This is a genomic window from Phycisphaeraceae bacterium (assembly GCA_019636555.1).
GTDB lineage: Bacteria > Planctomycetota > Phycisphaerae > Phycisphaerales > UBA1924 > JAFEBO01.
Genome location: JAHBXH010000001.1, coordinates 2602877 through 2628453 on the forward strand (window position 1 = coordinate 2602877; position 25577 = coordinate 2628453).

Genomic DNA, 25577 nt, shown 5'->3' on the forward strand with positions numbered 1-25577 from the left:
CTCGTCCACCCACCCCCAACCCCCTCCCTCGGGGAGGGGGCTTCAGAAAAGATCACCGATACCGCCAGCTCGTCAGATCGGCGCCGGGCGGTGCGGTTTCCTTCATGCGCTTCAGCATCTGATCAACGTACAACTGGTGATAGCGGAGTCGGCTGATCGCGTTCGGATTTGCGTGATCGCCGTTCCAGCAGTGCTCGGCGTTGCAGCCGTAGTCAACGACGCCCTCGTAGGGCGGGTTTGTGGTTTTGAGGAAATCTTCCATCAGGACGACGGCGTTGTTGAGGAAGTAGTTGTCCATCGTGCCGCAGTAGATGTGGATTTTGCCCTTGAGTTTCGGGGCGAGCAGCTGCCAATCACGCTCGAGGATGTGGCGGAGGTCGTAGTTCTCTTTCCAGAATGCGGCCACTCTCGGATCGATCACGCCGGTGCGCTTGTCCCAGATGCGGGCCGGGTAACCATCAGGCCCGACCGGGCTGAAGACCGCTTCCCAGATATCCCACTGATCGCCGGAGCGGCTGTGGGTGCCGAGGACGAGCTCGCGGCGGTTGGTTGCCTCGAGCGAAGAAGTCGCGATGCCATTTCCGTCGCGGGTCGCGGGGCGGGGCACGCGTGTCCAGGGGCCTTGGGCGAAATAGGCGTTGGCGTCCTTGTAGATGTTCACCGACCCGTACGCGCGGAAATCGATCGGATCGGGGCACGCGGCGAAACAACCGTTGAACTGATCGGGATAGAACATCTGGACGGCGAGCGCTTCCCAGCCGCCGGTGCTGCCCCCATAGGTGAAGCGCGACCAGCCCTCGCCGATGCAGCGGAAACGCTTCTCCACCTCAGGGAGCAACTCGGTCATGATCGCGTCGCCGTAGGGGCCAAGATTGGCTGAATTGACGGCGTAGGAGTCGTCGTAGAACGGATTGGCGTGCTGGACCTTGAGGATGACAAAGCGCGGAAAGTCGGGGCTGGTCCAATCGAGGTAGAACTGGTGCGCGAGTTGCTGCTGGATCCGGTTGTACCCCTCCATCTTGAAGCGCTCGCTGTACTCGGGCTTGAGATTCGGATCGGGCGGCTCCTCGCGGAATTCGCCGAAGGTCGATTCGAAGTGCCCGTGGTTGATGATGAGCGGGTAACGTGCTTCGGGGTGCTCGTCGAACCCCTGCGGGATCAATACGACCGCGCCGAGGAACATCGGCCTGCCCCAGAATTCGGAGAGCAACTTGCTTTGTATCTTGAAATGCTTGATGTACTTGGTGTCCTTGGGCGGGTCGATGGGCGGGATTTCCTGATCGAGCGTGATACGGATCGGCTGAGCCGAATTCGGATCGACGTGGACCTTGAAGGGCTTGCTGTAGAGATTGCCGGGCGCGCGGTTCCAGTGCTGGCCCTCGCCACGATCCATCGGAAGTTTGACGGTGAATCCGTCGGCGCGCTTGAACGTCTCGTACTTGTGGAGGAGCGCCTGCACGAAATAATCGCCCGCGGGAACCTGATTGAGCGAGTCGGCGGGGTAGCCGAGAACCGTTTCATCGATGACAACCGGCTTCCCCGCGCCAAACCCCTCGGCATCGACACCGAAGACCTGCTGCGATTTCACGCCTTCCTGGACCTGGAACCGCGGCTCCTGATCGCCGGATGTCGAGATCATCAGCAGCACGCGGCCATCGAGCGGCGCGGAGGCGAAGCGTTGATCCACCGCGACTTCAAAGCGGGGGGCTGCGCCGGAAGTCGCGATTGATGCGAGCAAGGGAACCACCGCGGCGAGGAGAAGGTGATGATTCATACGGGTTCCATTTGAAATCGCAATGTTAAATGTCGGCCACACCGGGAATACCTGCACGCCCTTCGGGGTGCCGGAATTGATGCGTGCAACCGGGGGTGTCGCTCGGTCGCTACGGCGACCTCGCTCCACGCCCCGGCTACGAAACACCAGCCCGTTCGGGCTGAAAGCCGGGAGACGGAACAGACCGTTTCCGTGAGCCGTGGACGATGCTGCGTTGGGCAACGAGGAAGGACCAATCGAAGATCTGGAGCGGTGGGGCGCGTGATGGCGTGTCTCCTCATCGATGCGGAGACGCAGAGTACCAGAGCGTGCGTGTCGCTGTGCCGGTCTCGGGCAGATCAGGAATCCCGACGCTTCGCATCGAGGCTCTTCTGCGAGGGCAGGCGGACATCCTTGATGAGGCCGAGGATTTCCATCGAGCGGATCACGATGTAGTTGATATCGATCTTCCACCAGGCCAACCCGTGGCGCGCGGAAGTCGGGAAGGCGTGATGGGCGTTGTGCCAGCCTTCGCCGAAAGCGAGGATTCCGAATATTGGGTTGTCGCGGCTGTGATCGCTTGTCCGGAACGGGCGCGTGCCCCAGAGATGGCAGACCGAATTGATGCACCAGGTGATGTGGTGGACGACGAGCGTGCGGACGGCGCCGCCCCAGAGGAACCCGAGGAGAACGCCCGTCCACGTGCCGGTGAGAATGCCGCCGAGCGCGGCGGGGATGATCATGCCGAGCGCGACCCACCACCAGTAGGTGCGGCTGACAAAGTTGGTAACGGGGTCTTCGAGAAGATCGGGGACGTAGCGCTCGAGTTGTGTCGGCGAGTTGTGGAAGAGCCAGCCGATGTGCGCGTAGTAGAAGCTGTAGAGCACGCCGAGGATGCCTTCGGAGTGCTCCGGGTGGTGCGCGTGGGGCGAGTGCGGATCGCCGGGCGCATCGGAATGCTGATGGTGTTTGCGGTGTTCGGCGACCCAGGTGGTCAGCGCCCCCTCCACCGCCATCGAACCGAGCGCGGCCCAGAAGAACCGGACATAGGGTCCCGCAGAGAACGATTTGTGCGTGAACAGGCGGTGGAAGCCGGTGCCGATGCCGATGCCGGTCGAGACGTACATGCCGACCATGATGGCGAGATAGGTTCCGTGGAAGGGGACCTGCCACATTGCCGCGATGACGAGGGCGAGCGCGACGAATGGGAAGACGACAGTAATCAGGGTGATGATGCGGATGCGCGGCGGGCAGCCGCCATGGGCGGCTTCTTCCTCAGCGACCGGTTCGTGCTCAGCGTTGTGTTCGGTCGGGGCGGGCGCGCGTGTCGGGTGAAGGAGAGCCTCGGGGGCTTCGATCAAGCCGACAGAACCGACATCAAGTTCGCGTCTCAGGGCATTCTCCTGCGCGTAGCGCACATCCATCCGGACAACGGGCTTGGGCGACGCATCGCCTCGTGCGGGGGGGCTGGACGGGCGGACGACCTGTCGCTCGGACTCGGGTCGTTCTCCGGCCGTCTCGGGCCGTCTCGGGCTCGAGCAGTCGACAGAACCATAGTGTCGGGATTTGCGCGGGAGGAACTCAAAAACGCGAACGCCCGCGATTTCTCGCGGGCGCTTGCAATGGGCGAAGAGGGATTCGAACCCCCGTAGGCTTTCGCCAACAGATTTACAGTCTGCCCCGTTTGTCCACTCCGGCATTCGCCCGGGGAAGGGGGGAAGATTAGCGCGTGCGGAGACGATCGGCAATCGGTCAGGCGACCGAAAGCGACCGACAAAGAGGACGCGGAGAAAACACGATTCGAGGGCGGCGGTTGCGGCGAGCCCGTGGAGACCGGCGGGAGAATCACCGGCCGGAAGGCCGGTGCCATGAAATGCGAACGAAGTTACCGGCCGGAAGGCGGGTGCCGCGAAAGTCGAACGAACTCACCGGCCAGAAGGCCGGTGCCACGAAGCCGATGCCAAGAAAGCCGCTGACAGGAATTGAACCTGCGACCCGCGCTTTACAAAAGCGCTGCTCTACCAGCTGAGCTACAGCGGCGCGACGCCAATGGTACGCGCGGAGTGCGAAAGAAAAAGCCCGCGGGCAGAGGGCCCGTGGGCGTTGAAAACTCGATCGCAAACTTGCTCTAGCGCTCGTTGGGCGGGATTCCCATTCCTGCGCGCTGCGGGCTGGGCGGACGCTTCGGCGTCACGTACGCCTTGGTCTCGAGTTCCTTGAGCAATTCGGAGATGGCGACGTCGAGCTGCGGATCGCCCTCGCCGTTGACCATCTTCGACGGATCGTCCATGACTTCGATATCCGGGTCGGTTCCGTGGCCTTCGATCGACCACTTGCCCTGTCCGGGATTCTGCGGATCGCGCTCGTAGAAACCGAAGCTGGGAACGGTCACGCCGCCGCCGTCGATGAGCGGGCGGAAGCCTTCGATTCCGACGAGCCCGCCCCAGGTGCGCCGGCCGATGACCTTGCCGATGCCCATGCGCTTGAAGTAGCCGGGGAACGCGTCGCCTCCGGAGCCCGCGAGCCCGTTGGCGAGCATCACCTTCGGCCCGTAGTGCGCATCGGGCGGCCAAGGCCAGTCTTTTCCGTCCTTGCGGGCCCAGTAGTTCACGTTGGGGCGGTTGAGCAATTCGATGAACCGGGTAGGGATCTGCCCGCCCCCGTTCCAACGCTCGTCGATGATGAGCGCATCCATCGCGCGCTGGCCGTTGAACTGGCGGACGAGATCGCTCTGGCCGTCTTGTCCGGTGTTGGGCACGTAGATGTAGCCGATGCGCCCCTTGGACTTGTCGAAGACGTACTGCCGGTTCTTCTCGATCCAGGCGCGATAGCGGAGAGATGTGTCGTTCGAAATCGGCTTGACGATCACGTCGCGCGTGTCCGAGTCCATCGACGCGGTCTTGCCGAGCGTGATCGTGACGGGCCGGTCGGCGGTGTTCTGGAACGACGCCCAGATGTCGCGGGTGACGTCGATCGGAACGCCGTTGACGGCGAGAATGAACTCGCCTTCCTTGGCGTCGATCCCCGGCTGGCTGAGAGGGGAACGCGCGTCGGAATCCCAGACTCCGCCGTCGTAGATTTTGGTGATCTTGAACGCCGTGCCCTTATCGGTTTTCTCAAGCTCGTAGTCGGCGCCGAGGAGGCCGACGTTTGCGCGCGGCGGTTCCTCGTACGAAACCGGACGGTTGTACGCGTGACCGATGTTGAGTTCGCTGATCATCTCACCGATGATGTAGCTGATGTCCTCGCGGCTGACGGCGTCGTCGACCATCTTGAGGTAGTGGTCGCGCACCTTGGCCCAATCGACGCCGTGCAACGTCGGCTCGTAGAAATAGTCGCGCTGGTAGCGGTAGACATCCTGGATGACCTGCTTCCATTCGTCGCGCAGGTCGACGCTGACATCCATGCCGGCGGTCGGCACGTTGGTGGAATTGCCGCCGCCTGCCGCGGCATCCATGACGCTGAACGACTGGCCGCGACGGACGAGGATCTTCTTGCCGTCTGCGGCGAGGGCAAAGCCGTTGGCGGATGTGACGGCCTTTTCTTCCTTCTTGTCGTCCTTGATGTCGAAAATCTTGACGCCCTGGCTGCCTTCGCCCGTGCCGCGGCGGACGTACATGAGCTTGTCGTCGTGCGTGACACGGAGATTGCCGAAGCGGCCCGGCGCGATGGGGAGCCGGATCGCGCGCACTTCCATATCGGCGAGGTCGATCTTGACTTCTTTGGCTTCGCCGCTCTTGTCGTCTTTCTTTCCTTCGGCGAGCGAATCGCTCTTTGAATCGCCGGACGAAGAGCGGCTCGCGACGAGCGAGCCCGACATTTCGCCCATGCTCCAGGTGCCTTCGAACGAGCCGGCCTTGATTTTTCCGACGATCGTGCCGGCGCCGCCGGGGGTTGCGATCTCGAGCGAGATTTCGCCGGTTGCCTTGTCGTATTTGCCGGATTGAATCGGGATGTTGCCCATCTGGCCGGTGATGGAACCTGTGACTGAACCATCGGCGGCGAGCTTGAGATTCATCGTCAGCGGCATGCCGCCGGGCGGAATGGGAGAGCCCTGCGGTCCCTTGACGGTTCCGGACCACGAACCGGAGACCCCGTCGTCTTGTGCGGCATCGGGTTTCTTGCCTCCGTTGCCGTTTTCCTTCTTCTCGTCTTTCTTGTCGTCCTTCTTTTCGGCTTTGACCGAGTCATCTTTGAACGTTTCTTCGTCGCTGGTCACGAGCCACGGGCTCTTGACGTCCTTGCGCAGGGGCAGGATGTGGAGCACGCCGGTGTCGGTGTAGATCCAGGTTGTGTCGCTGGGCACTTCGCTGTAGGTCGGGCTGGTGATGTTCCGGGCGGAGGTGAAGTAGAGATAGTCGCCCTTGCGATCGAACGCGGGGTCGGAACTGTCGGTCATCGGGTTGGTGACCCGAGTCTTTTCGCCGGTCTTGACGTTGTAGAGCCAGATGCACTGGTTGGCGATGTTCTCATCGGCCCGCTCGTAGGCGATCCAGCCCGAGTCGTTGCTGAAGGAAACCGTGGGCGCTCCGCCCGCCCACGGATCGCGATCGATCACCTGGAGGCGTGCGTTTTCGATTTCGAGCAGATACAACTTTCCGGTCTGCTCGTAGAACGTGACGTACTTGGAATCCGGTGACCAATGGATGCTGCTGCGCTGGCCTTCGCCCAGCGAAGTCAGCTTGCGCGGCTTCGAGAGATCCGGTTTGTCGGCGCCTTCGGTCTTCGAATCCGCGTTGGCTGTTTCGTCGGCCTTCTCGTCGGACTTTGATTCGGCCTTCTCGTCGGATTTGTCGTCGGGCTTGTCGCCGTGGGCCTTCTTTTCGTCTTTTTTGTCCGCTTTCTTTTCCGGCGGCTTCGCGTCGGAGGGGCGCACCCAGATTTCGTATTCGCCGGATTCGTCGGAGATGTAGGCGAGCCAGCGTCCGTCGGGCGACCATTCGGCTTCGCGCTCGTTGATCGCTTCGGTGCGCGTCAGGTTGCGTACGACGCCTTCTTTCGCGGGCGCGGTCCAGATGTCGCCGCGGCCGATGAGCGCGACGCGCTTTCCGGTCGGCGAGAGCGAAGCGTCGGTGAGGTTCTTCGCGGCATCGAACGTGCGCGGGCGGATGCTCGGACGGTCGCCGGGGATGGTCACCGAAATCGGGCGCGATTTTCCGGTGCCGAGGTCGAGGACCTGGAGACCCGTACCGAGCTGGAAGATGATTTCGCCCTTGCCGGCCGGGCCCGGTCCGATTGATGGGAAGCGAACGTCATCGTCCTTGAAGTCGGTCAGCTGGGTTCGCTTGGCGGACGCGATGTCGTACGACCAGACGTTGAGCCGGTGTTCCGGGCCTTGGTCGGAGGTGTAATAGACGAGGTCGCCTTTGCCGGCGGGATTGAACATCGGGAAGGTGTCGGTTCCTTCCCAGTCGGTGATCAGGCGGGCGGAGTTGTCCTTCAGATTGAAAAGCCAGATGTCGGTGGCCATGCCGCCCCGGTAGCGTTTCCAGGTGCGGAAGTCGGTCGTGTGCGGGATGTACGCGATCTGCGATCCATCGGGGCTGACGGAAGCGAACGTGCCGTAGGGCATCGGGAACTGCGTCGGCATGCCGCCGTCGGGCGAAACGTGATAGAGCTTTGCCTGCCGCCCCATCCCGGTGATGTTGCCGGTGAAAAAGACGATCTCGTCCTGGTTGGTCCAGCCGACGGGCATGGGCGTGCTGGCGAAATTGGTCACGCGATTGGCGAAGCCGCCCGCGACGGGGATCGTGTAGAGGCTCTGCACGCCGTCGTAGTCGGCGCTGAAGACGATCTTGGAGCCGTCGGGGTTGAACCTGGGGAACATTTCCACGCCGGCCGGCGTGGAGAGCGGCATGGCCGTTCCGCCGTCGCGCGGAACGATCCAGACGTCGTTCGCATAGACAAACGCGATCTTGTCCTTGCTGATCGCGGGGAAGCGCATCATGACGCCGCTGGGCGTCACGTCGGCGAATGTGGAAACAGCGGCGCCAGCGCATGCCGCGACGATCGCGATAGTGCGCACGACAAGAAATCGATTCGACTTCAAGAGACTGACCTCCGGATTGAATGAGCGTTGCATGGGACCGGTAGCTTAATTGGAATTGGGACTGGCGTCCTTTCCCGGGAACCCGGGCCGTGACCGTTCCTTACAGACAAGGTGCGCCGGCGCGGCGTTTCCGTTCGGAATCGGCGGCAGAAAATCGCGAGTTTGGGCGTGAAATCGGGAAAACAGCCCGCGCACAAAACGAACAAGACCCCGGACTTGCCGGGGCCATTCGAGAATGGGCGATACTGGGCTCGAACCAGTGACCTCCACAGTGTCATTGTGGCGCGCTAGCCAACTGCGCCAATCGCCCGAAATCGGTCAGGGCGGATAGTAGGCAGAGCCCGGGGTGCTGGGCCGCTGCCGCGAGAACCGGCATGCGGAACTTGGAATTCCCGGCGTGGCCGCGCGGCGGGAAGAGACGAAGCGCCGCCGGGCGCGTGGAGCAACAAAGAAAAAACTCCGGCTCGACGCGATTCATCAAGGAGGTGTGACACTGTGTCACAGTTGTCGCGCGACAGGTGTGACACGCCGCGACGAGCGCGCAGCACAAAGTCTTCCGGCGAGCGACAGACATCGCCCACCGGAAGTATTCAGAGATGCGGACGACAATCACATCGAGGGATTCGGCTCGTCGAGCAGATGCAGCCGATCGATCATCCGGTACAACTGCCGCCGATCGATGCCCAGGCGCCGTGCCGCCGCGGACCGATTGCCATGGCGGACTTCAGGACGAATCGGATCGTTTCGGCCGTCGAGCGCTCGAGCAGATTCGGCTCGGTTTCTCTCGCGGCGGATGTTTCGAGGCGGAGATGACACGGCTGGATCACCTCATCCTGGCTGAGAACTGCCGCCCGCTCGATGCACGTGGCGAGCTGCCTGACATTGCCGGGCCAGGAACAGAGCAGCAGCGCCTCCAGCGCTTCGGGCGAGAGTTCACGGTGAACACCAAACAGCGCTCCGAGCCGGTCGACTATGTCCCGGGCGATGGCCGGAATGTCCTGCGCGCGCTCCCGCAGCGCGGGTGTCGAAATTCGCACGACATCCAGTCGATAGAACAAGTCTTTGCGGAATCGTCCTTCCTCAACCATTGCCGCCAGATTGCGGTGAGTCGCGGCGACCACGCGGATGTCTACTGGAATCTGCCTGGTGCTTCCGACCGGAAGAACGGTGCGTTCCTGCAGGAGCCGGAGCAATTTGGCCTGCTCCGGGGCGCGCAACTCGCCGAGTTCATCCAAGAAGAGCGTGCCTCCGTCGGCGGTTCGAACCAACCCCTCCGTGCTGGTGATCGCGCCGGAAAACGACCCCTTTTCGTGGCCAAAAAGCAATGACTCAAAGAGGCTTTCGGTGAGCACCGTGCAATCGACGGTCACGAAAGGTCCTGCGGCGCGCGGGCTCTCCTCGTGGATCGCTCGCGCGATCAGTTCCTTGCCCGTTCCACTCTCTCCATGAATCAGCACCGTGGACGGAAAAGCCGCCGCAACACGAATCGTGTCACGGACGTGGCGGATTGGCGCGGAATCACCAATCAACCGCTCGATGGCGGTATCTGTACATTGGATGTCCATGTCCCCTCTACTCCCGGTTGACCACCGAGGCGTGCAGTCGAGTGCTCTCCAACACTTTCGGTGTTGCCCGCATCGGTGCGCACACATCCATCCGACGGACTTAGAATACAAAGCTGGAGGTGTGTCCGAACGACACTTTCCAAATTTGCCAACAGAATTTGATATTCTCGCGCAAAATATTTCAGGCTGCGACATTGCTTGGGGTGAATGCCTCAAAGTATCGCGGCCCACATGACGTTTGGCGGATTGCTAGTTTACCGCGGACGCCGCAACAACCCGGCGCTTCATATCGGAAACCCATGTTCCGCCCGGCGCTTCGATGGTCACTGCGAACAACGCCGGATTTCCAACGTGGATTCTGGGCGAAATCTCCACGACCAGCTCATCCCCCACGCGCTGCGAACGAACTTCTCCCTGCCAGCCCGTGGACTCGCCGGTGCCGTTGAAAATTCCGCCGCTGACTCGCTGATCCAAACCTCTCTCATCGACAATCCACAATTGATATTGCTCTTTGGTTGGATCGTTCGCGGGAAGTCCGCGGAAAGTCATGAATCCCTTCTGACCGCTCTCGCTCCAGACCACTTCGCCTGTCACGCCCTTGATCTCGGGGTTGTCCCAGTCTCCCCACGCCAATCGCCGGACATCCGGCGACTTGGCAACCGCATCGCGCAGCGAAGCGAGCGAAACGGGCGCAACCACCATCGATTGCCGATTTGCAAAAATCTGCAGCCAGCCGATCGCGGCGAACGCGAGGCAGGCGGCCGCGGCCATCCAACCAAGCCAAGCGCTGCTGATCCGGCGAGGCCGCGGCGCCCCGAATTCGGGTTCCACGATCCGCAGCGCCGGCGCCCCCACCACGTTGCGGCTATTTTCGAGCTCGCGCGCGAACTGCTCCGCCGCCTGACCCGCGCGCGTGTAGACGGATGCCGGTGGTCTTTCTGCAGGATGCGCCAGCGCGAGCATCGCGGCGGCCGCGGCAAGATCGAACGAGTCGTCTTCTTCGAGCCCCGCTCGGTGCAAGAGCTCTTTCAATCGAACCTGATCGGCATCCGTGAGACCGTTCAAGGCTCGCTCCGCCAGCAATTCATTCAGCAGCTCGAGATCTTCCGGCGGCATAGGTGGCAGGTTGGAGCGCTCTCGCGGAATCACGATTTCACCCCCTCTCCGCGCTTGGTGCTGAGCATTTCTCGGATTCGCAACAACCCGCGCCGGGCGTGCGTCTTGACGGTTCCCAGCGGGAGGCCGGTCGCCGTTGCGATTTTCTCGTGCGAGAGTCCTTGCAGGAGCGACAACCGAAGCACTCGCTGCTGCTCGGTGCTCAATTCTTCAAGAGCCTTTGCGGCGATCCCGGCTTCCTCTCCTAGTTCGGGCTTGGGTTGTTCGTTCACTGCGGGCGCTTCATCGAGAGGAGCGCGATCGCGCTGGCGGGAGATCCGGCGCCTTCGGTCGATCAGTCGGCGCCGGGCGATCATGGCGACGAACGCGGTCTCCGATGCGACTCCGGGATCGAATCGGAAAGCGTTCCTCCAGATTTCAATGAAGATTTCCTGCACCGCGTCTTCGGCATCCGCACCATTCAGACACATCCGCCGGGCAAGCGACCAAACCAATCCGGCGTATTGCCCGATGCATTCCTGCACCGCCGACCGATCACCCGCCGCGATCCGCTGAAGAATCGATGGATCGAGGTCAGAGTTGTCATCCGCGGCAGTCAATGTTGCGTGCCTGAGTCCGATTCGCGCCAAGGCTCCGCGATCATACAAGGGCGCGGCCCCGCGTTGCCGCACTTCCTGTTTCGCGATTTTGCCGCCTTCGCATGCTTCGCCGCCCCATCCGCGGGAATGAATGAGCCCGGAATTCATCAGAACCTCGGCAGCAAAACCGTCGTCTCATCTGTATTCGCTTTGGCGGGGGGAATAGATGAACTCAGTTTCGAGTCGGCCGCGAAGCGGTTCGAATAAAGAAAAACGGCCCGTCCGAAAGGGACGGGCCGCTTGAGAATCGGGATTCTTCGAATTGAGCTAGCGATTGAGAATGATGATCTCGACGCGCCGGCTCTCGGCTTTGGTCTTCTTCAGGTTCGACGCGCCGCGGCCGTACGCGCTCAATCGCGAGGAGCTAACACCCTTGGACTGGAGATAGTTCTCGACCGCGCGAGCCCGGGCCTCAGAGAGCGCATCGTTCGAGCCCCACTTGCTCTTACGGATCGGATCGCTGTCGGTGTAGCCATCGACGCGCACGCTGTAGCGCGAGTATCGGCTGCTCTTGAGTTCCGCAGCGACCTTGTCCAGTGTCTTCTTCGAAGTCGCCTTGAGATCGGCGGATCCCGAACCGAAGAGAACGTCGCCGGCGACGGTCAGACGGTCACCCTCGGCGATGCTGTCGCGCTGGATGTCGGGGTCGTTGTTGGCGTAGCCGCGGTTGCCGCCGCCACCCTGGAAGTCATTGACCGGCGCCTGCTGCGTCGCGACTTGCTGCTGCTGGCTGCGCTGGAGTTCCGCGATCGTCGCGTCGCGCTCGCGAAGCGACTGCTCGAGCTGCGCGTTCTTCGTGCGCAGTTCGGTTGCTTCATTCGCTGCGTCTTCCTGCGCTTGCTTGTTGTTGTTGCAACCGCCAAGACCAAGCGCCAGTGTGCCCGCCAAGAGGCCCGTCATGAAAACCCGCTTCCACATGCCTTCCATGTCCATTTCTCCCAGATCCGTGCTTCCGTTCCACATCCGATGAATCGACGCATCCGGGCGACAAGCGCCGGACCGCCGCTCCGCGCTCTCCCGCTCTTTGCGGCAGCGCCCCTCGTCTTCGGGGCGCAAGATTATCGGAGATCGCGCACCTTTTCCCGTACTTTGGGGGGTCTGGCGGCACAATCTGCCGTAACCGACACAATTCGACAGTTTCGTGCCGCGGGTGAAAAACTGTCGGTTAGGGCAGGTGAACCGGTGTTCGAAGCAACTTCGACAACCCCAGTTCGACCAGCGGTCGGAGCAGCACGACGAGAACGGAGGCAACGGCCAGATGCGGCCCGTACGGCAACTGCCGACGCAGCCCGCCGAAAACCGCCCCCAAAAGAGCCCAGGCCACCCCGACAAAGGCCGCGAGAAAGAACGCGAGAACAGCGTCGATCCAGCCGAGGCAGGCGCCGACCGCGGCCATGAGATGAACATCGCCGAGCCCCATCGCTTCCTTTCCGAAGCCGAGCGAACCGAGAATGCGGATGAGCCAGGCCGCTCCGGCCCCGATGAGATAGCCGAGCAGCACGCCGCTCAGGGCGGAGAGCCATAACGGAACCTGGAAGGATGTGACGAACCCCCCGGTCGCCGGTAGATACGTCCAGCCGGCGGTGGCCCCGATGATGCGCTCCGCCCCCCAACCGCCAATCAGCCCCAGCAGCACCGGCGGGGCGAGAAACGCGAGTTCCTTGATCATTTCGCGGCGTGCGTGGGGGTACCGAATCCAGAGTTCCTGTTGATCGGGCTTGGGGTCGCCTTCTTGGGTTGCTTGCGTCGCCTGCTGTTCCCATTCCTCATAGTCGGCGAAGCTGCGCGTGATTAGTCCGGACGCGAGGAGCGCGAGCGAACAGAGCAGCCCGAGCGCGCCGCCGATTCCAAGGCCGACCCAATACCAGCCGTTTGGACCGGGAGTTGGAATCGTCCAGTCCCAATTCGGCGCGGTCCGCCAGAGATGTCCTTTCGTCAACTCGATGTACAAGGCGTTGAGCGGATGAATCACGAGTGCCGCACCGGCGGGAATCCACGCGAGCACGAGCGGGATCGTGAAGGTCTTCGCGTCCACGAGCGTCATCGCCACGAGACAGCCCAGCAGAATCAGGCAGAGCAAGAAGACCGGCCAGGTTTGGGCCAAGGGCGATACGAATCCTTGGGATGGCCCGGCCCACGGCGGGGCCACCTGCCCGAACGCAATCCCGAGATAGCGGGCGTCCGGCGGCGTCAGGTACCAGAGCACATATAAGCCGGCGAAAAGCACGGCGACGACGAGCTCGACGATCGGATATTCGGGAGAAATCCGAGAGCGACAGAACCGACAGCGTCCCCCGAGCAACAGCCACCCGAAGATCGGGATGTTCTCTCGCCACGTAAGCCTCGTCTGGCACGTCGGGCAGCGACTGGGCGGGGTGACAACGCTGAGGCCCAGGGGCAATCGGTACACGAGCACATTGATCAGCGATCCGGCGCTCGCGCCGAGCGCGAAAAACCAGAGCACCTGCGCCACGGTGAATGAGGCGATCAGCATGTCCGGAATGTTCGGCAGGGCGACGTCTCCTCCCGCGTTCTATCGGGCGGGAAGGGTGGCTGGGTCTAGTCCGGTTTACTCCGAATCGGAACGGCCCGCAGGCTTCAAGTCCTTCGTCAGCATCTCGATCCTCTGCTCGGCATGGGAGAGCACATCGCGGCAGCGCTTGATCAATCGCACGCCGCGCTCGTACTCCGAGAGCGACTTTTCGAGCCCAATCTCGCCTGCCTCGATGGACTCGATGATCGATTCCACCTGCGCCAAGGCGTCTTCAAAGGACAACTCCGCATCGGTTTTTTCAGATTGGTCAACCCGCTTGGCCATGAACCAGATTATGCCGGATCCTGCGAAAAGAGGTCGGGCTGACCGGATTTGGCCCGCGAGGCCCCGGTCTTTGCAACCGGTTTTCGCGACAATGAGTTCCCAACGGTGCTATCGATCGTGCCGTCCGCGACGCGAGTCCGCAGAGTATCGCCCGCGCCAACATCGGAAATCGAACGCACAACTTTTCCTTTCGAGTTGAGCGTGATGGAAAAGCCGCGCTCGACGACGCGCTGCGGCGCGATCGCGTTCAGGTGTTTTTCGATCGCGTCGACGCGGAGCGCGCTATCGCGCAGGCTCGCACGCGTGCTCGCGATCATGCGCGTCGCCAGAACTTTGGTGTCGATCTCCGCGGCCGTTTGCATCGCGCGATGAAGACGCGCGGCGGCGCTGTCGATTCTTGCGATCATTCGCGCGTGAACGGTTTGCGGCCTGAGTCGCTCGAGACGGAGTTCAACGCTCGCGATCCTTCCGTGCGCCGAGCGCGTGCGCGCGAGTGCCGCGGCGTTCAATTTGTGCGTGCAGATGCTGCAGGTGCGCTCGGCGGATTGCGCACTCCGCGAAAGGGCCGTCGCGAGCCTGCGATCGGTTGAATCGATCTGGCGCACCAGCTCGGCCCGGTCGGGGATCAGGCGCATCGCGGCCTGCGTCGGAGTGGCGCATCGCTCATCCGCCACGAGCTCGGCGATCGTCGTATCTGTCTCGTGGCCGATCGCGGCAACGAGCGGGACTTCGCAGCGATAGATGGCGTCCGCGACGGCGCGCTCGTTGAAACACCAGAGATCTTCCTTGCTGCCGCCGCCTCGTGTCAGGATCGCGGCGTCGATCCCGAATCGCGCATGATTCTTTGAAACCTGTTCGATCGCGCGTGCGATCAGCGGCGCCGCGGCGGCGCCCTGCACCGGCACATCGATCCCGACAAGCCCGACGGCCGGACAGCGCCGATCGCGCGTGTTGATGACGTCCTGGAGCGCCGCGGCGGAACGGCTTGTGATCACCGCGATTCGCCGCGGAAACCGCGGCAACCCTTTTTTTCGTTCAACGTCGAAGTAGCCCTGCGCTTTGAGCGCGGCGCTCAATTCGCGGAACGCCCGGTCGAGCGGCCCTTCGCCGGCGCGCTCGAGCGAATCGAGAATGAACGAAACTTTGCCACCCTTGGCGTAGAACTCGACACGTCCTTTGACGATCACGAGTTCGCCATCGCGGGGCGGCGGACTGATTTTTCGGGCGGCGGACGCGAACATGACGCAATTGACGACGGCGCCATCGTCCTTGAGATCGAAGTACCAGTGCGTGCGGTCGCGAAACCCACTGATCTCGCCGACAACCCGAACCGAAACCGCGATGGACTTTCGGAGCGCCGCATCGATTTCGCCCGCGAGGCGCGTGACGGACCACGGCTCAGCACCGGACGACGCCGCGGGAACGTCCCTCCGGGGTGCCGCCATTTTGGAGGGATCAAATGGGAGCCGCTCGGTCAATGGGACGAGTGTACTCGCCGCCGATGCCGAGCGGTTCCACTGGATCCCCTCCCGGCGGTGCCGGTGCGGGCGGAACGGAAGTGCTTCCGAGCGTTATCGAGTCGCGACCTTTTTCGTCTGCTCATCGCGACCCTCCTTGGCCATTTCGGTGGGCTTGTTCTGAGCCGGCACGATCTTCACTTCGTCGGCCTTGGCGCGAGCGACCGCTCTGGCGAGGGCCGCGTTGTCCACGGTCGGGGGCGTCGAGATTCGGGCGTTGCCTTTGGCGATCTCCCTCGCGATTGCGGAGATTTCAAGATCGTGGGCGGAAGGCTGCGGAGCACGGACCTGCATCTTCTGCTTGAAGCGCGGCTGATCGACGGGACGCTCGATGACCGTGACCGGCTTGATCGCGCCGCCCGCGTTTGCCTGATCCTCGGGATAGCCGTAACCCGTGAAGGTACGAACGCTGTAGGTGTAGCCGCGCTCGCGCAGCCAGTTCTGTCGTCCTTCTTCGAGCTCGGCCCAGATGTACTGGTTCGTCATGCCGTACTCACGGATCCAGTCGCGCGTGGCGGCGTCGAGCGCGTCGATCGGCATCTCCGCCGGATCGATTCGCTGCCAGGGCGAGATTGCGGCGATGAAGCCGGAGGACAGACGCACATAGACGACGCTGTCGTCGCCCTCGGACGCGCCGTAGGCGTTCTGACCGGGCTCGAAAGCCGAGCGTGTGGCGCGAGGATACTCACCACCGACTTCGGTGAACTGCACCCACTCCTTGCCTCCGAAGCCGGGGCGGCGCACGTCATCAACACCCTGATTGAACGGGATAGGCGAAGCGAGGAACGGGCTGCTGGTCGGAGGACAGATTGCGACCGGGCTGGGATTGATATCGAGCGTCGGCGGATAGGGCACGGGCTGCGCACCCAGACCGGCGGAAAGCGAAATGGCGGTTGTGACGGCGGCGAGCATGTTCACGTCTCCAGATGTCGGGCCTGCGCAGCCGGCGCGTGCCCACACCTCAAGCATGGCCCAGATTGAGCGAACGGCCACAGAACCGTTGCGCTCAGCACATCTTCACGCGCCACATCCCACACGAACCGCGCAGATGGAACGCGCTATCGGACGGCTGGAGGATTACGGGACGATCGAGCGCGCCGGACGCTCCTGGCGCAGCCACGAATACGCGTCGAGCACGGCACGAACATGATCGCTCGCGCGACGATGATGAGCGATGAACTCGCGTGCGGATTCGCCCACGCGGCGTGCCGCGGGAAGATCATCGAGCAGCGCGCCCAGTGTCGCGGCCCAGGCATTGGCGTTTGACGGGCGCACGATCCGGCACGTCAGGTTGTCGCGGAGGTAATCGCAGAACTTGTCCTCTGCGCTCAGCACGATCATGGCGTGCGCCATCGCCTCGAGCACGATCGTGCGCTGCTCTCCGTTGCCCTCGCAGAGCAGCAGCACATCGCCCTGGACAAGAAGATCGCGGCGCGATTCGATCTCCTCGATGAGCGTCAGATTCGCGAGGATCCCGCGCTGCGAGGCGACGGAGTACAAGTCGGCGCGGCGTGCCGCGAGCGCATCGACGAAGATCAGCATGTCGGGGTGCGAGCGCACGCAATTGGCGACGCCCTCGAGCGCCCCTCGCATCGCGCGCGCGTCGTTGCCCGCGCCGATCAGGATGACTGTCGGCGCGTTCCCGGGCTTGAGCTTGGGAGCCGGGGGGTCGTCCGCGTGAACACCCCACGTCGCGGAGCGGGTCGGCAGACTTCTCTGGCGAAGGGTGCGCTCGATCTCCGGGTCGGGCGCGATGAAGAGCAGATCCTGCGGCGCGGAGGAAACGATGCCGGGAGCACGATCGATCAGCCCGGCGCGCCACACCTCGAGCGCGAGCCCGGCGCCGCACGCCTCGGCGAGCGCCGCCCCGAACGGCCAGAGTGAGCCGCCGAACACGTGGACGATGTCGATCGGTGCTTCCTCAACGCCGAGGTCGGCCTCTTCGAGCCGCAGGGCGAGACGCCTGGCTCTCAGACCGGTCGTGAACGGAAGCCCGCCCGAAGGAAACGTGAAACTGGCCGTGCAAACGCCGCTGGGTTGCTCGACGATCGGAAAGTCGGTGCCCCCGTCGGGCAGCGCCTGCAGCACGCGAACGCCCTCGTCCGCGAACCCGATTTCGAGACGGCTGAGGAGATCGCGCTCCCGCGACGCAAACATCCGATCTGCAACCACGACCACTCGCACGGAGAGATTCTACGACGCTCAAACGAGCCCCAAGAGGATCTCGATCAGATGGACGACGCCGATTCGGCGGCTCCGGCCTCCCGTCGAAATGCGTTGTCGGGCTCGCGCGGCGGCTCGGCGGCGCGAGCCGATTGCCATGCCGCGATCCAGTGGCCGCTGCGCACTTCGACAAGGCGTGGAGCCGATGTGCGCGTCCCGCCTTGCGCGGCATGGACACCGGGGAACCAGGGAACAACCGATTCTTCGCCCGAGGCAAGACAGGGAACCGGCGCGAATTCCGACGGATTGTCGAGAACCTCACGAACCGTGATCAAGCGCTCGCGCGGACGGCCCAGACGGGGAACGCTCGCGAGCAGGCCGCGCGTGTACGGATGCAACGGGTGAGCGAAGATGGTTTCCACCGAGGCGTATTCGACGACGCGCCCGCCGTACATCACGCATACGACATCCGCGTTTTCCGCCACGACTCCCATGTCGTGCGTGATCAGGAGCACGCTCATCGAGCGCGAGTCTTTCAGCGAACGCAATAGTTCAAGTATCTGCGCCTGAATCGTCACATCGAGCGCGGTGGTCGGTTCGTCCGCGATCAAAAGAGATGGTTGACACGAGAGCGCCATTGCGATCATGACGCGCTGACGCATCCCGCCGGAAAACTGGTGCGGATACTGCGAAAACCTTGTCTCCGGTTCGCGGATGCCGACGCTTCGCATCGCGTCGAGCGCGATCTGCTTCGCCTGCTTGCTGCCAGCACCCTGATGGATGCGCACGGCCTCGACGATCTGCTCCCCCACCGTGAACACAGGATTCAGGCTGCTCATCGGCTCCTGAAAAATCATCGCGATCTCGGCGCCACGGATGCGCCGCATCGACGGCGCATCGAGCGCGAGGAGATCGACTATGCCCTTGCGCGAGACAAAGTCGGCGCGGCCTCGCTCCACGCGCGAAGCCGGGATGAGTTTCAAGAGCGACATCGCCGTCACCGACTTGCCGCTGCCCGATTCACCGACGATCGCGAGCGTTTGCTTCGGATGAATCGTGAACGACACACCGTCCGCGGCGTGGAACTTTTCTTCGCCGGGTGCGCGCGCTGGAAAACTGACCGCCAGATCGCGCACGCGCAGAATCGGATCGCTCGAAATCGGAACACTCATCGGCGCTGTCTCCTCGGGTCGAGCGCTTCGCGCAGTCCCTCGCCGACAAAGTTGAGCGCGAGAAGCGTGAGCCCGAGCAGCAGACACGGGAACAGCAGCAACCACCAGTTCGATCGGTAGGGGTTCAGCTCCGGGAGGCCTTCCGCGGCCAGATTTCCCCAGCTCGGCAATGGCGGCTTCACGCCGATCCCGAGAAAACTCAGAAAACTCTCCTGCAGAATCGCCTGCGGCACGGTCAGTGTCGCGTAGACGATGATTGGCGCCATCAGGTTCGGAAGCAGATGCACAAATAGAATCCGCCGGCGCGAAGCACCGATCGCTCGCGCGGCTTCGACGAACGGCTGGTTCTTCAGACTCATGACCTGACCACGGATCACGCGGGCCATTGTGAGCCAACTGAAGCCGCCGATCGCGATGAACAGCACGGCCAGATCGAGGGTCGTTCTTCCGGTTTGAGATATCTCGCGGGGCGGCACGGCGTGGAGCGCTTCATCTTCGAGCCGGCGCTTGAGCTCGCCATCTGCTTCGAGCTCGCGGCGAACAGCCTGCTTGTCGCTCGGCTTCGATTCGGCCGCGAGTGTCGTCGCAACCTTCGATTCAATCCATGCCGCGCGTTCGCGCTCGCGGCTGACATACTCCCCCACTACGGCGTCCGCCGCGACGGCGAGCAGCACGACAAGCAGCACATAGGGCAACCCGTACAGCACATCGACGATGCGCATGAGGAGCGCGTCGAGTCTTCCCCCGGCGTAGCCGCTGATCGCGCCGTAGAGGGTGCCGATGAACACGGAGAGCAATGCCGCGGCGATTCCGATCGTGAGCGAAACTCCTCCCCCCGCGAGCACGCGCACCAAGAGGCTTCGTCCGATTGCATCCGAACCGAGGAAGAAGTGCGGCGCTTGAGCTTCACCTGCTCGCGGCGCCGAATCGCCAGGCGCCAGTGCCCCCGGCGCCCAGAACGGCGGCAAACGTGCATCATTGATCGAGCCCGCGTTGTAGCGCGGCACGATCGCGCCGTCGTCGCGCACTCCGCCGAGCGTCCACGGGAGCGTGAGCACGCACACGGCGAACATCAAGATGAGGAAACCGGCGCCGATCAGGCCGGGAATGGATCGAGTGAAGGGGTTGTCGCGTGTCGCGCCGAGACCCAACATGGGACAGCACGATAGCGAGTGAAGGAATCAGGGTGACAGGATTCGAACCTGCGACCTTGTGGACCCAAACCACACGCTCTACCAAGCTGAGCTACACCCTGAAAGTGTGCGGGAACTGTAGCGGAGGGGGAAAGGGACAGAGGGCCAAAGGGGCAGAGTGGCAAAGGGGCAAAGAGAGAAAGACTGAGAGCAGAGAGCCAACCACAGCTGCAAAGCTGGCGACGGGTGGCCTGATCCGGCCGGGCATTGCGTGGAAATGAAAAGCGCCGGTAGAGGTCGCCGGCGCGGAGGGGTCGGGCGTGTTGTGCCGCGGCGAGCGCGGCGGCACCGATCAGAGCGGCAGTTCGACGAACGCCAGCACGCGCGGCTTCTGGCCGATCTTGGTGACGTTCGAGCGATCGATGATCATGAGGAAGCGGCGTTCGACGCTCGGGACCATCGGCTGTGCCGAGGGCAGCCCCTCGACATCGGATCGCTGGTAGCCGCGGGCGATGAACCAGACGGCGTACATGTCGCTCCGGACCGAGACGCTGCCGAGCAGACCGGAGAGGATCTTGAGTTTGTCCTGGTAGGTGTGGCCGAACTGGAGAGGCTTTATGTCGGTGATCTTGGGGTTGGCGGGGTCGGCGGGATCGATCTCACGCGCCAGAATATTGTCGACGCCCAGCATGTTTGCCGGTTTGTCCACGTCGCGGTACCCGAGGCAGTCGATGTTGCTCAATCTCTTCTGCAAGTCTGCGGTCGTTGTCGTGACGGCGTTTGTTGGAGGATCAAACTCGACGTGGCGTGTGGCAAGCAGCTCTGCAACAGACTGGAACCCGGCGCCTTCCCGGAGTCCGCGAATGCCGCTCGACCAGTAGCGCCCACCCGAATAGACAGTCGGGTTGCTGCCGAGGTTGGAGTAGTCGCCGATTCCCGTGTCGTTAGGACCGATGAGTTGCGCGCCCGTCGAATCGAGGCTCGCCGCCTTGCGATCGAAGAAGCCGGCGAACCAGGTCGGCGATCCCGCCGGACCGCCGGTGATCTTCGCCATCGGCCGCAATTCCACGGCGATCTTGTCGCGGTAGGACTCGATCATCGCGGCGATGTCGGTCTTGAGCGCCTCGTCCTTCCGGTTGGTCTCGTCGGCACCGGGCCAGAAGGTGCTGGGCTGCTGGCTTTTGGCAGTATCGACAAGTTCATTCTGGGACGGAAAGGTCATCGGCAATACCCGCAGCACGGCCTGCGGCGCGGTGTTGATGTTGACAAGCCCGGGTGTTGCGATGCTGAGGCTCGCGTAGTCATCCGGCTGGGTGCGGAACATCGTGAGCACGTTTCCGGCGATCGGTGCACCCGTGCCGGCGGTGTACGCCTTCCCGCTGGTGTCGAAGCGCACCGGAACATAATCATCGAGTTTCAGGAAACCCGAATCAAAGAGGGGCTTGGCTTGGGCGGACGTTGTCGCTGTCTGATCGAAATACCAGTAATCAAGAGGGCCGTTCGCGGTCGCGCCGAGCGCCGGATCGTATTTATCTCGGTCGGCGTATCCCATAGCGATTGCGAGCGCCTCGGCGGTCGTCGTCCACTGCCTCATCATGTCGGGAACACCAGAATTCTCCATTGGAGAACCGTTGATATCCACCGGCACGTGCGAGCAACCGATTGCCATAACGTTGAGCAGATCGGTCGTGCGAATCTGGCTCTTGCCGTTCGGCGTGAAGTCCTCTTTGTAGCCTTCGTACTTATTTGCGTTTTGCGCGAGTTCCCGACGCAGATCTTTGAAGTCAGTTCCGGCTTTGTTCTTTCCGATATCGTCGGTCCACTCGTTGGCATACTGAGCCAACGTGGGAAAAACCGGTCCAAGACCACGCCAATCGATGGGGTAGCGCCCGATGTACCGCGCACCTGAGCCGAGCGCGAGATCTGCCGATACCGTGGACAATTGCACCACCTGATTTGAACCCTTTGAGTTCGCAACAGGAAGCACCTCGTTGTCGTACCACGTCGTCGGCACAGCGTCTTTCGGATCGATCGCCCACGCCGGAAGCATTCCCGCACTCAGGTTTGTCGTCGCGGGATCACCTTTCCTGCGGACATGCGCGGCGAGCGTGATCGTGACGCGCGTGTTGTAGTTGGGGGTACCATCGGAAAGAAGGGGGTTCGGTACAATCGGATCTTGCTTCGCCTGAAGCGGAGAAGCATCCACATACATGTTGACGATGTTTCCCCCGGTGCCCTGACCGGGCTTCATCCTTTGATCAAGCACGATTCTGTTTGTGGTATCTCCGGGGATTTCCAGCCGAATACGGTCGCACAACCGGTCGTTCCAGATTGTATTCGGTGAGACAGCGAGACTGTCATCTCCCACAATTGATCCGGAATCAACCCGAACGGTCCGCATGAGCAGCACCGATTGGTCGGAATCGTACTGAGGCAGCAACTTCGTGAACGCAAAGGACGCCTTGCTCAAGCCCGCGATGCCGGCAGCGCCAAATGCGCTATCTGCCCGCAGCATCTTGATCCGGCGAAACTCCCGCGCCGGAGGGCCGGCCTCCGACTTGGTCGCCGGACCAAGCTGCTTCTCCAGCCAATCTTCAAAGTACTTCGGATTCTTTGGATCGGAAGTCAGCGTTCGATCTGTTGCATTGAACCTTTGTTCCACAATAGACTTCGCATCACGATTCAACGCGTAGAATAGAATTGTCTCATTCGGCCGAATTGTGACCGGCTGAACGGTGTAGTTTCCGGAGTACTCATCCCCAACTTTTTGTTCGACAACATCGGCGAGCAGGAAGTACGACGCCTCCGCTCCGACTCCCACCTGAAGGTAGAAACCGTCTTCCACCAGGTTGGCCGAAAATTGCGCGCCAGAAGTGGTGGAAAATGTCGTGCCGAACTGGCCGCCGCCGGAACAGAGCGTAATTGCGTGAGCGAACGGGTTGTGGACCTTGACCGCGAGGAGCCGGAACATCAAATCCTGGTTGTCTTCCTTCGTCACATCACCGTTGATTGTGACCTCAGAAAAATTGGGTTTTCCCGAGACCGGCGTAAGCTCCATGTCGGCCTTGGGGAAGGTGAAGGGCCCCGACTGAATCGGCACGTCGCGATACACCGTGAAGCTCGCGACCTCGGTCAGGAACGGGTGCGGATCTCCCATTCCATAGATGTTCACCGCCGGCGCGGGAACCGGAGCCGCCTTCGTCACGGGCAGCTTCGCGCCGTCCGTCGTCGTGGGATTCAGTCGCGCCAGATTCAAGCGACGGTCGCCGTCCGACCACCACGCGGGAAAATACTGCTTCCAATCGACGATGGCCGTTGTGTCCTGGGGAAGGCTCGCCGCCGCATCCTTGTACACCGGCTCCGCCAGCACCAACACGTACGGCGCTCTTGAGACCGTTCCGGTCTGGGGCTGGGCGCCTGATGCGAAGTTCGCCGCCATGTGGCCCGCGGCGAGAAGCGCCGTCATCGGTCCCTGGCCACCGTAAAACATCGCACGAAAAGCCTTTGAATCGTTGTCGGTCTTGATGTCTTTCCACACCTCAACCGGAGTCGCGCCACCGGGGTGATAGAACACCAGCCCCGGCATCAGCGCCTTGGTGTACGCCTCGAACAGGTCCTTCGCCGTCGGGTTGAGCGGCACGAACGTCGAAAGATCCGAATCGGTCAGTTCCGGCGGGTTATCGATGCTGGTCACCGAGACACTCGCCGGGACGATCGGGCGGGCGCCGCTCAGCGTCGTCAGGTACTGGCGCAGGTCGACGTAGCTCTTGAGCATCGCCGAATCAGTCGGCTGGCCCGCGTTGGCGCCCGTGATGTACGCGAGGCGCTCGCGCTCGAGCGCGGTCGATCGGTTGTCGCGCACCGGGCTGAAATCGACTCCCGGCGTATTGATGCTTGCGGGTGCCGTCTTGAAATTGGTCCAGCGTTGGCCGCCGAGCGCCGCTTCGAGCGAACTGGTCACTTCCGAGTCGTTGACCGAGCGGTAGGTCAGCAGCTCGATGAGGTTGTTGAGCTTGAAACCGAGGCCGTAGTCGATCGCACCGGTGATCGGTGAAGCAAATCCGCCGCCTCCACCCAGGAAGGTCGCGTCCGGATCGCCTTTCGCCTTGTCCGTGTCTCGGTAGGCGGGGCGGGCAACTGATGGAGCGGCGCCGGTGAAAAAATCCCGACGTGCCGCAATCGTCTTGAAACTGTTCTTCGCGTCGAGCAGCGGATTGACTGTGAAATTGCTGAAGCGTCCCGGGGGCCGACCGACGTTGAGCGCCGCGCGCAGCGATTCGTACCCGCCCCACCCGATGTCGAGCGACAAGCTTGGGTTGCCCGGGAATGCTCCGCCGTCCTTGTCGGTGTAGCCAGAGTAATCCTGCGACACGGGCTTTCCGTTGGCAGGCCCGCGCAGGCCGGTGTACCCACCGTCGTAACTCAAAGACTGCGTTCCGTCGTTGATCTGATTCGCCAGCGCGCCCGCATTGGAGCCATTCAGAATTGACTCGCGGAAATCGCGCATCGTCAGCAGGCGTCGGAGATCGACATCACTCGGATTGAGGCCGATCACATCGCCCTTGTCCGGCATCTTCCCGGCGTCGGCGTTCGGGTCGTTGGGGTTCGCGTTCGAATCGCCCGCGATGTTGATATTGACCAGCGAGGACAGGTCGATGATCCGCGCGGCAAAGAACCAGCGGAAGTTGGGATCGCGGGGCAGCAGACTGCGGAAGAACTGAGGCGTGGTCGGTCCGCCGGTCTGGTTCGGATCGCGTGAATCGATCATCTCGAACCAGCGCGCATCGAGGAAGCCGTCTCCATCCGTGTCGGCCCACTGGTAAGGCGGATAGGCCGGGTCGCTCGGAAGAATCGGCGTGCCGGCGTCTGTGAACGGGCCGCGTGCCGGACGGAACGCCCCGACCTGCCACGAATCGAAGATCGCCGGATTCTGATACTCGGGAGTGGTGTTGGAGATCGCGGTCGGGCTCCAGGGGGGCGGAGCATCTTTCTTGCCCGATTGATCGGTCAGCGAGAGATTGCCATTGGTGTGCAAATCGCCCGCGGCTTCGGACGTTCCCGGCTTGGCGTTGAAGTTGTCACGCAGATTGAACAGGTTGACGAATCGCCCGTCCGGCGCGATGTTGCTGATGTGGAGCCAGTCGCGGCGCTTGTTGAAGTGCTTGGCGGTGCCGTCCTGCGGCGGCGGGTTGTTCGCGACCGGATCGAAATTGATCCACGCCGGCGTCGTGCTCGCGAGCCACGGATCGTCGCCCGCGCCCGTCACGCGGAAAAAATTCGGATTGGTCCGGTCGGCGATGCTGCTGTCGGCCTGCCAGCTCGTGGTCGGGATATCCCACGCTTCGCGCACGTAGGTCGACACCGACGGCGGCGGAAACTTCGAGTTGCTCGGGTCGGCCGAGACGGAAACCACATCGTCGGCGATGACCTGCGCGACATAATCAGAAAACAGGCTAATAATCTCGTCGGAGCGGTCGCGCCGCGCGAGCGAAGCGCTCGCGCGCTTGTCGGCGTTGCCCACGGCGACGTAGACGATCATGATGATCGACATCATCGCCAGCGTGCCGACGACCAGCACCATGAAAGAGCCGCGCCGTCGTGATCGCAGCAAGAGCCGCGCGTTCTCGATTGACTTAGAAAGTCGATTCATATC

At 62.6% G+C, this 25577-nt stretch carries 15 protein-coding genes and 4 tRNA genes; all 19 read right to left on the reverse strand.

Annotation, left to right across the window (positions count from 1 at the left end):
* Window positions 1-52: 52 nt before the first annotated feature.
* A complete protein-coding gene (locus tag KF691_11120) occupies window positions 53-1774 on the reverse strand; it encodes a hypothetical protein (protein ID MBX3389992.1) in 1722 nt (573 codons plus the stop codon).
* Between the two features lie 338 nt (window positions 1775-2112).
* The gene (locus KF691_11125) at window positions 2113-3177 is read right to left on the reverse strand and encodes a fatty acid desaturase (GenBank protein ID MBX3389993.1); all 1065 of its coding nucleotides are present in this window, start codon (window positions 3175-3177) and stop codon (window positions 2113-2115) included.
* A 199-nt stretch (window positions 3178-3376) separates the two neighbouring features.
* A tRNA-Tyr gene (locus tag KF691_11130) sits at window positions 3377-3459 on the reverse strand.
* 261 nt (window positions 3460-3720) lie between these two features.
* Window positions 3721-3793: transfer RNA gene (locus KF691_11135), tRNA-Thr, on the reverse strand.
* 88 nt (window positions 3794-3881) lie between these two features.
* The gene (locus KF691_11140; protein ID MBX3389994.1) at window positions 3882-7802 is read right to left on the reverse strand and encodes a PDZ domain-containing protein; all 3921 of its coding nucleotides are present in this window, start codon (window positions 7800-7802) and stop codon (window positions 3882-3884) included.
* Between the two features lie 236 nt (window positions 7803-8038).
* A tRNA-Val gene (locus KF691_11145) sits at window positions 8039-8112 on the reverse strand.
* A 343-nt stretch (window positions 8113-8455) separates the two neighbouring features.
* Window positions 8456-9367 carry a sigma 54-interacting transcriptional regulator gene (locus KF691_11150; GenBank protein MBX3389995.1) on the reverse strand — a complete coding sequence of 304 codons (912 nt, stop codon included), beginning with the start codon at window positions 9365-9367 and terminating at the stop codon, window positions 8456-8458.
* A gap of 249 nt (window positions 9368-9616) precedes the next feature.
* Entirely contained in the window at window positions 9617-10483 is an 867-nt protein-coding gene (locus KF691_11155) for an anti-sigma factor (protein MBX3389996.1), read from the reverse strand.
* 29 nt (window positions 10484-10512) lie between these two features.
* Window positions 10513-11112, reverse strand: coding sequence for a sigma-70 family RNA polymerase sigma factor (locus KF691_11160; protein ID MBX3389997.1), 600 nt, complete (start codon window positions 11110-11112; stop codon window positions 10513-10515).
* Window positions 11113-11388: 276 nt separating this feature from the next.
* On the reverse strand, window positions 11389-12084 hold the full coding sequence (locus KF691_11165) for an OmpA family protein (protein MBX3389998.1): 696 nt from the start codon (window positions 12082-12084) through the stop codon (window positions 11389-11391).
* A gap of 202 nt (window positions 12085-12286) precedes the next feature.
* Complete coding sequence (locus KF691_11170; GenBank protein MBX3389999.1) at window positions 12287-13615, reverse strand: prepilin peptidase; 1329 nt, start codon at window positions 13613-13615, stop codon at window positions 12287-12289.
* Window positions 13616-13690: 75 nt separating this feature from the next.
* Entirely contained in the window at window positions 13691-13939 is a 249-nt protein-coding gene (locus tag KF691_11175) for an exodeoxyribonuclease VII small subunit (GenBank protein MBX3390000.1), read from the reverse strand.
* 8 nt (window positions 13940-13947) lie between these two features.
* The gene (gene xseA, locus KF691_11180) at window positions 13948-15417 is read right to left on the reverse strand and encodes an exodeoxyribonuclease VII large subunit (protein ID MBX3390001.1); all 1470 of its coding nucleotides are present in this window, start codon (window positions 15415-15417) and stop codon (window positions 13948-13950) included.
* A gap of 93 nt (window positions 15418-15510) precedes the next feature.
* Window positions 15511-16368, reverse strand: a complete 858-nt coding sequence (locus tag KF691_11185) for a hypothetical protein (GenBank protein MBX3390002.1) — start codon at window positions 16366-16368, stop codon at window positions 15511-15513.
* 165 nt (window positions 16369-16533) lie between these two features.
* Window positions 16534-17640, reverse strand: coding sequence for a hypothetical protein (locus tag KF691_11190; GenBank protein ID MBX3390003.1), 1107 nt, complete (start codon window positions 17638-17640; stop codon window positions 16534-16536).
* Window positions 17641-17684: 44 nt separating this feature from the next.
* Window positions 17685-18791, reverse strand: a complete 1107-nt coding sequence (locus KF691_11195) for an ABC transporter ATP-binding protein (GenBank protein MBX3390004.1) — start codon at window positions 18789-18791, stop codon at window positions 17685-17687.
* Window positions 18788-19945, reverse strand: a complete 1158-nt coding sequence (locus tag KF691_11200; protein MBX3390005.1) for an ABC transporter permease — start codon at window positions 19943-19945, stop codon at window positions 18788-18790. The genes KF691_11195 and KF691_11200 overlap by 4 nt, the downstream gene beginning before the upstream one ends.
* A gap of 27 nt (window positions 19946-19972) precedes the next feature.
* A tRNA-Pro gene (locus KF691_11205) sits at window positions 19973-20046 on the reverse strand.
* Between the two features lie 230 nt (window positions 20047-20276).
* Window positions 20277-25574, reverse strand: a complete 5298-nt coding sequence (locus tag KF691_11210; protein ID MBX3390006.1) for a hypothetical protein — start codon at window positions 25572-25574, stop codon at window positions 20277-20279.
* Window positions 25575-25577: the final 3 nt, after the last annotated feature.

Excerpts from the sequence above, each read along its gene's own strand:
- KF691_11120 (MBX3389992.1), bottom strand. The coding sequence starts at position 1,774 with ATGAATCATCACCTTCTCCTCGCCGCGGTGGTTCCCTTGCTCGCATCA.
- KF691_11125 (MBX3389993.1), bottom strand. The coding sequence starts at position 3,177 with ATGGATGTGCGCTACGCGCAGGAGAATGCCCTGAGACGCGAACTTGAT.
- KF691_11150 (MBX3389995.1), bottom strand. The coding sequence starts at position 9,367 with ATGGACATCCAATGTACAGATACCGCCATCGAGCGGTTGATTGGTGAT.
- KF691_11155 (MBX3389996.1), bottom strand. The coding sequence starts at position 10,483 with ATGCCGCCGGAAGATCTCGAGCTGCTGAATGAATTGCTGGCGGAGCGA.
- KF691_11165 (MBX3389998.1), bottom strand. The coding sequence starts at position 12,084 with ATGTGGAACGGAAGCACGGATCTGGGAGAAATGGACATGGAAGGCATG.
- KF691_11170 (MBX3389999.1), bottom strand. The coding sequence starts at position 13,615 with ATGCTGATCGCCTCATTCACCGTGGCGCAGGTGCTCTGGTTTTTCGCG.
- KF691_11175 (MBX3390000.1), bottom strand. The coding sequence starts at position 13,939 with ATGGCCAAGCGGGTTGACCAATCTGAAAAAACCGATGCGGAGTTGTCC.
- KF691_11185 (MBX3390002.1), bottom strand. The coding sequence starts at position 16,368 with ATGCTCGCCGCCGTCACAACCGCCATTTCGCTTTCCGCCGGTCTGGGT.
- KF691_11195 (MBX3390004.1), bottom strand. The coding sequence starts at position 18,791 with ATGAGTGTTCCGATTTCGAGCGATCCGATTCTGCGCGTGCGCGATCTG.
- KF691_11200 (MBX3390005.1), bottom strand. The coding sequence starts at position 19,945 with ATGTTGGGTCTCGGCGCGACACGCGACAACCCCTTCACTCGATCCATT.
- KF691_11210 (MBX3390006.1), bottom strand. The coding sequence starts at position 25,574 with ATGAATCGACTTTCTAAGTCAATCGAGAACGCGCGGCTCTTGCTGCGA.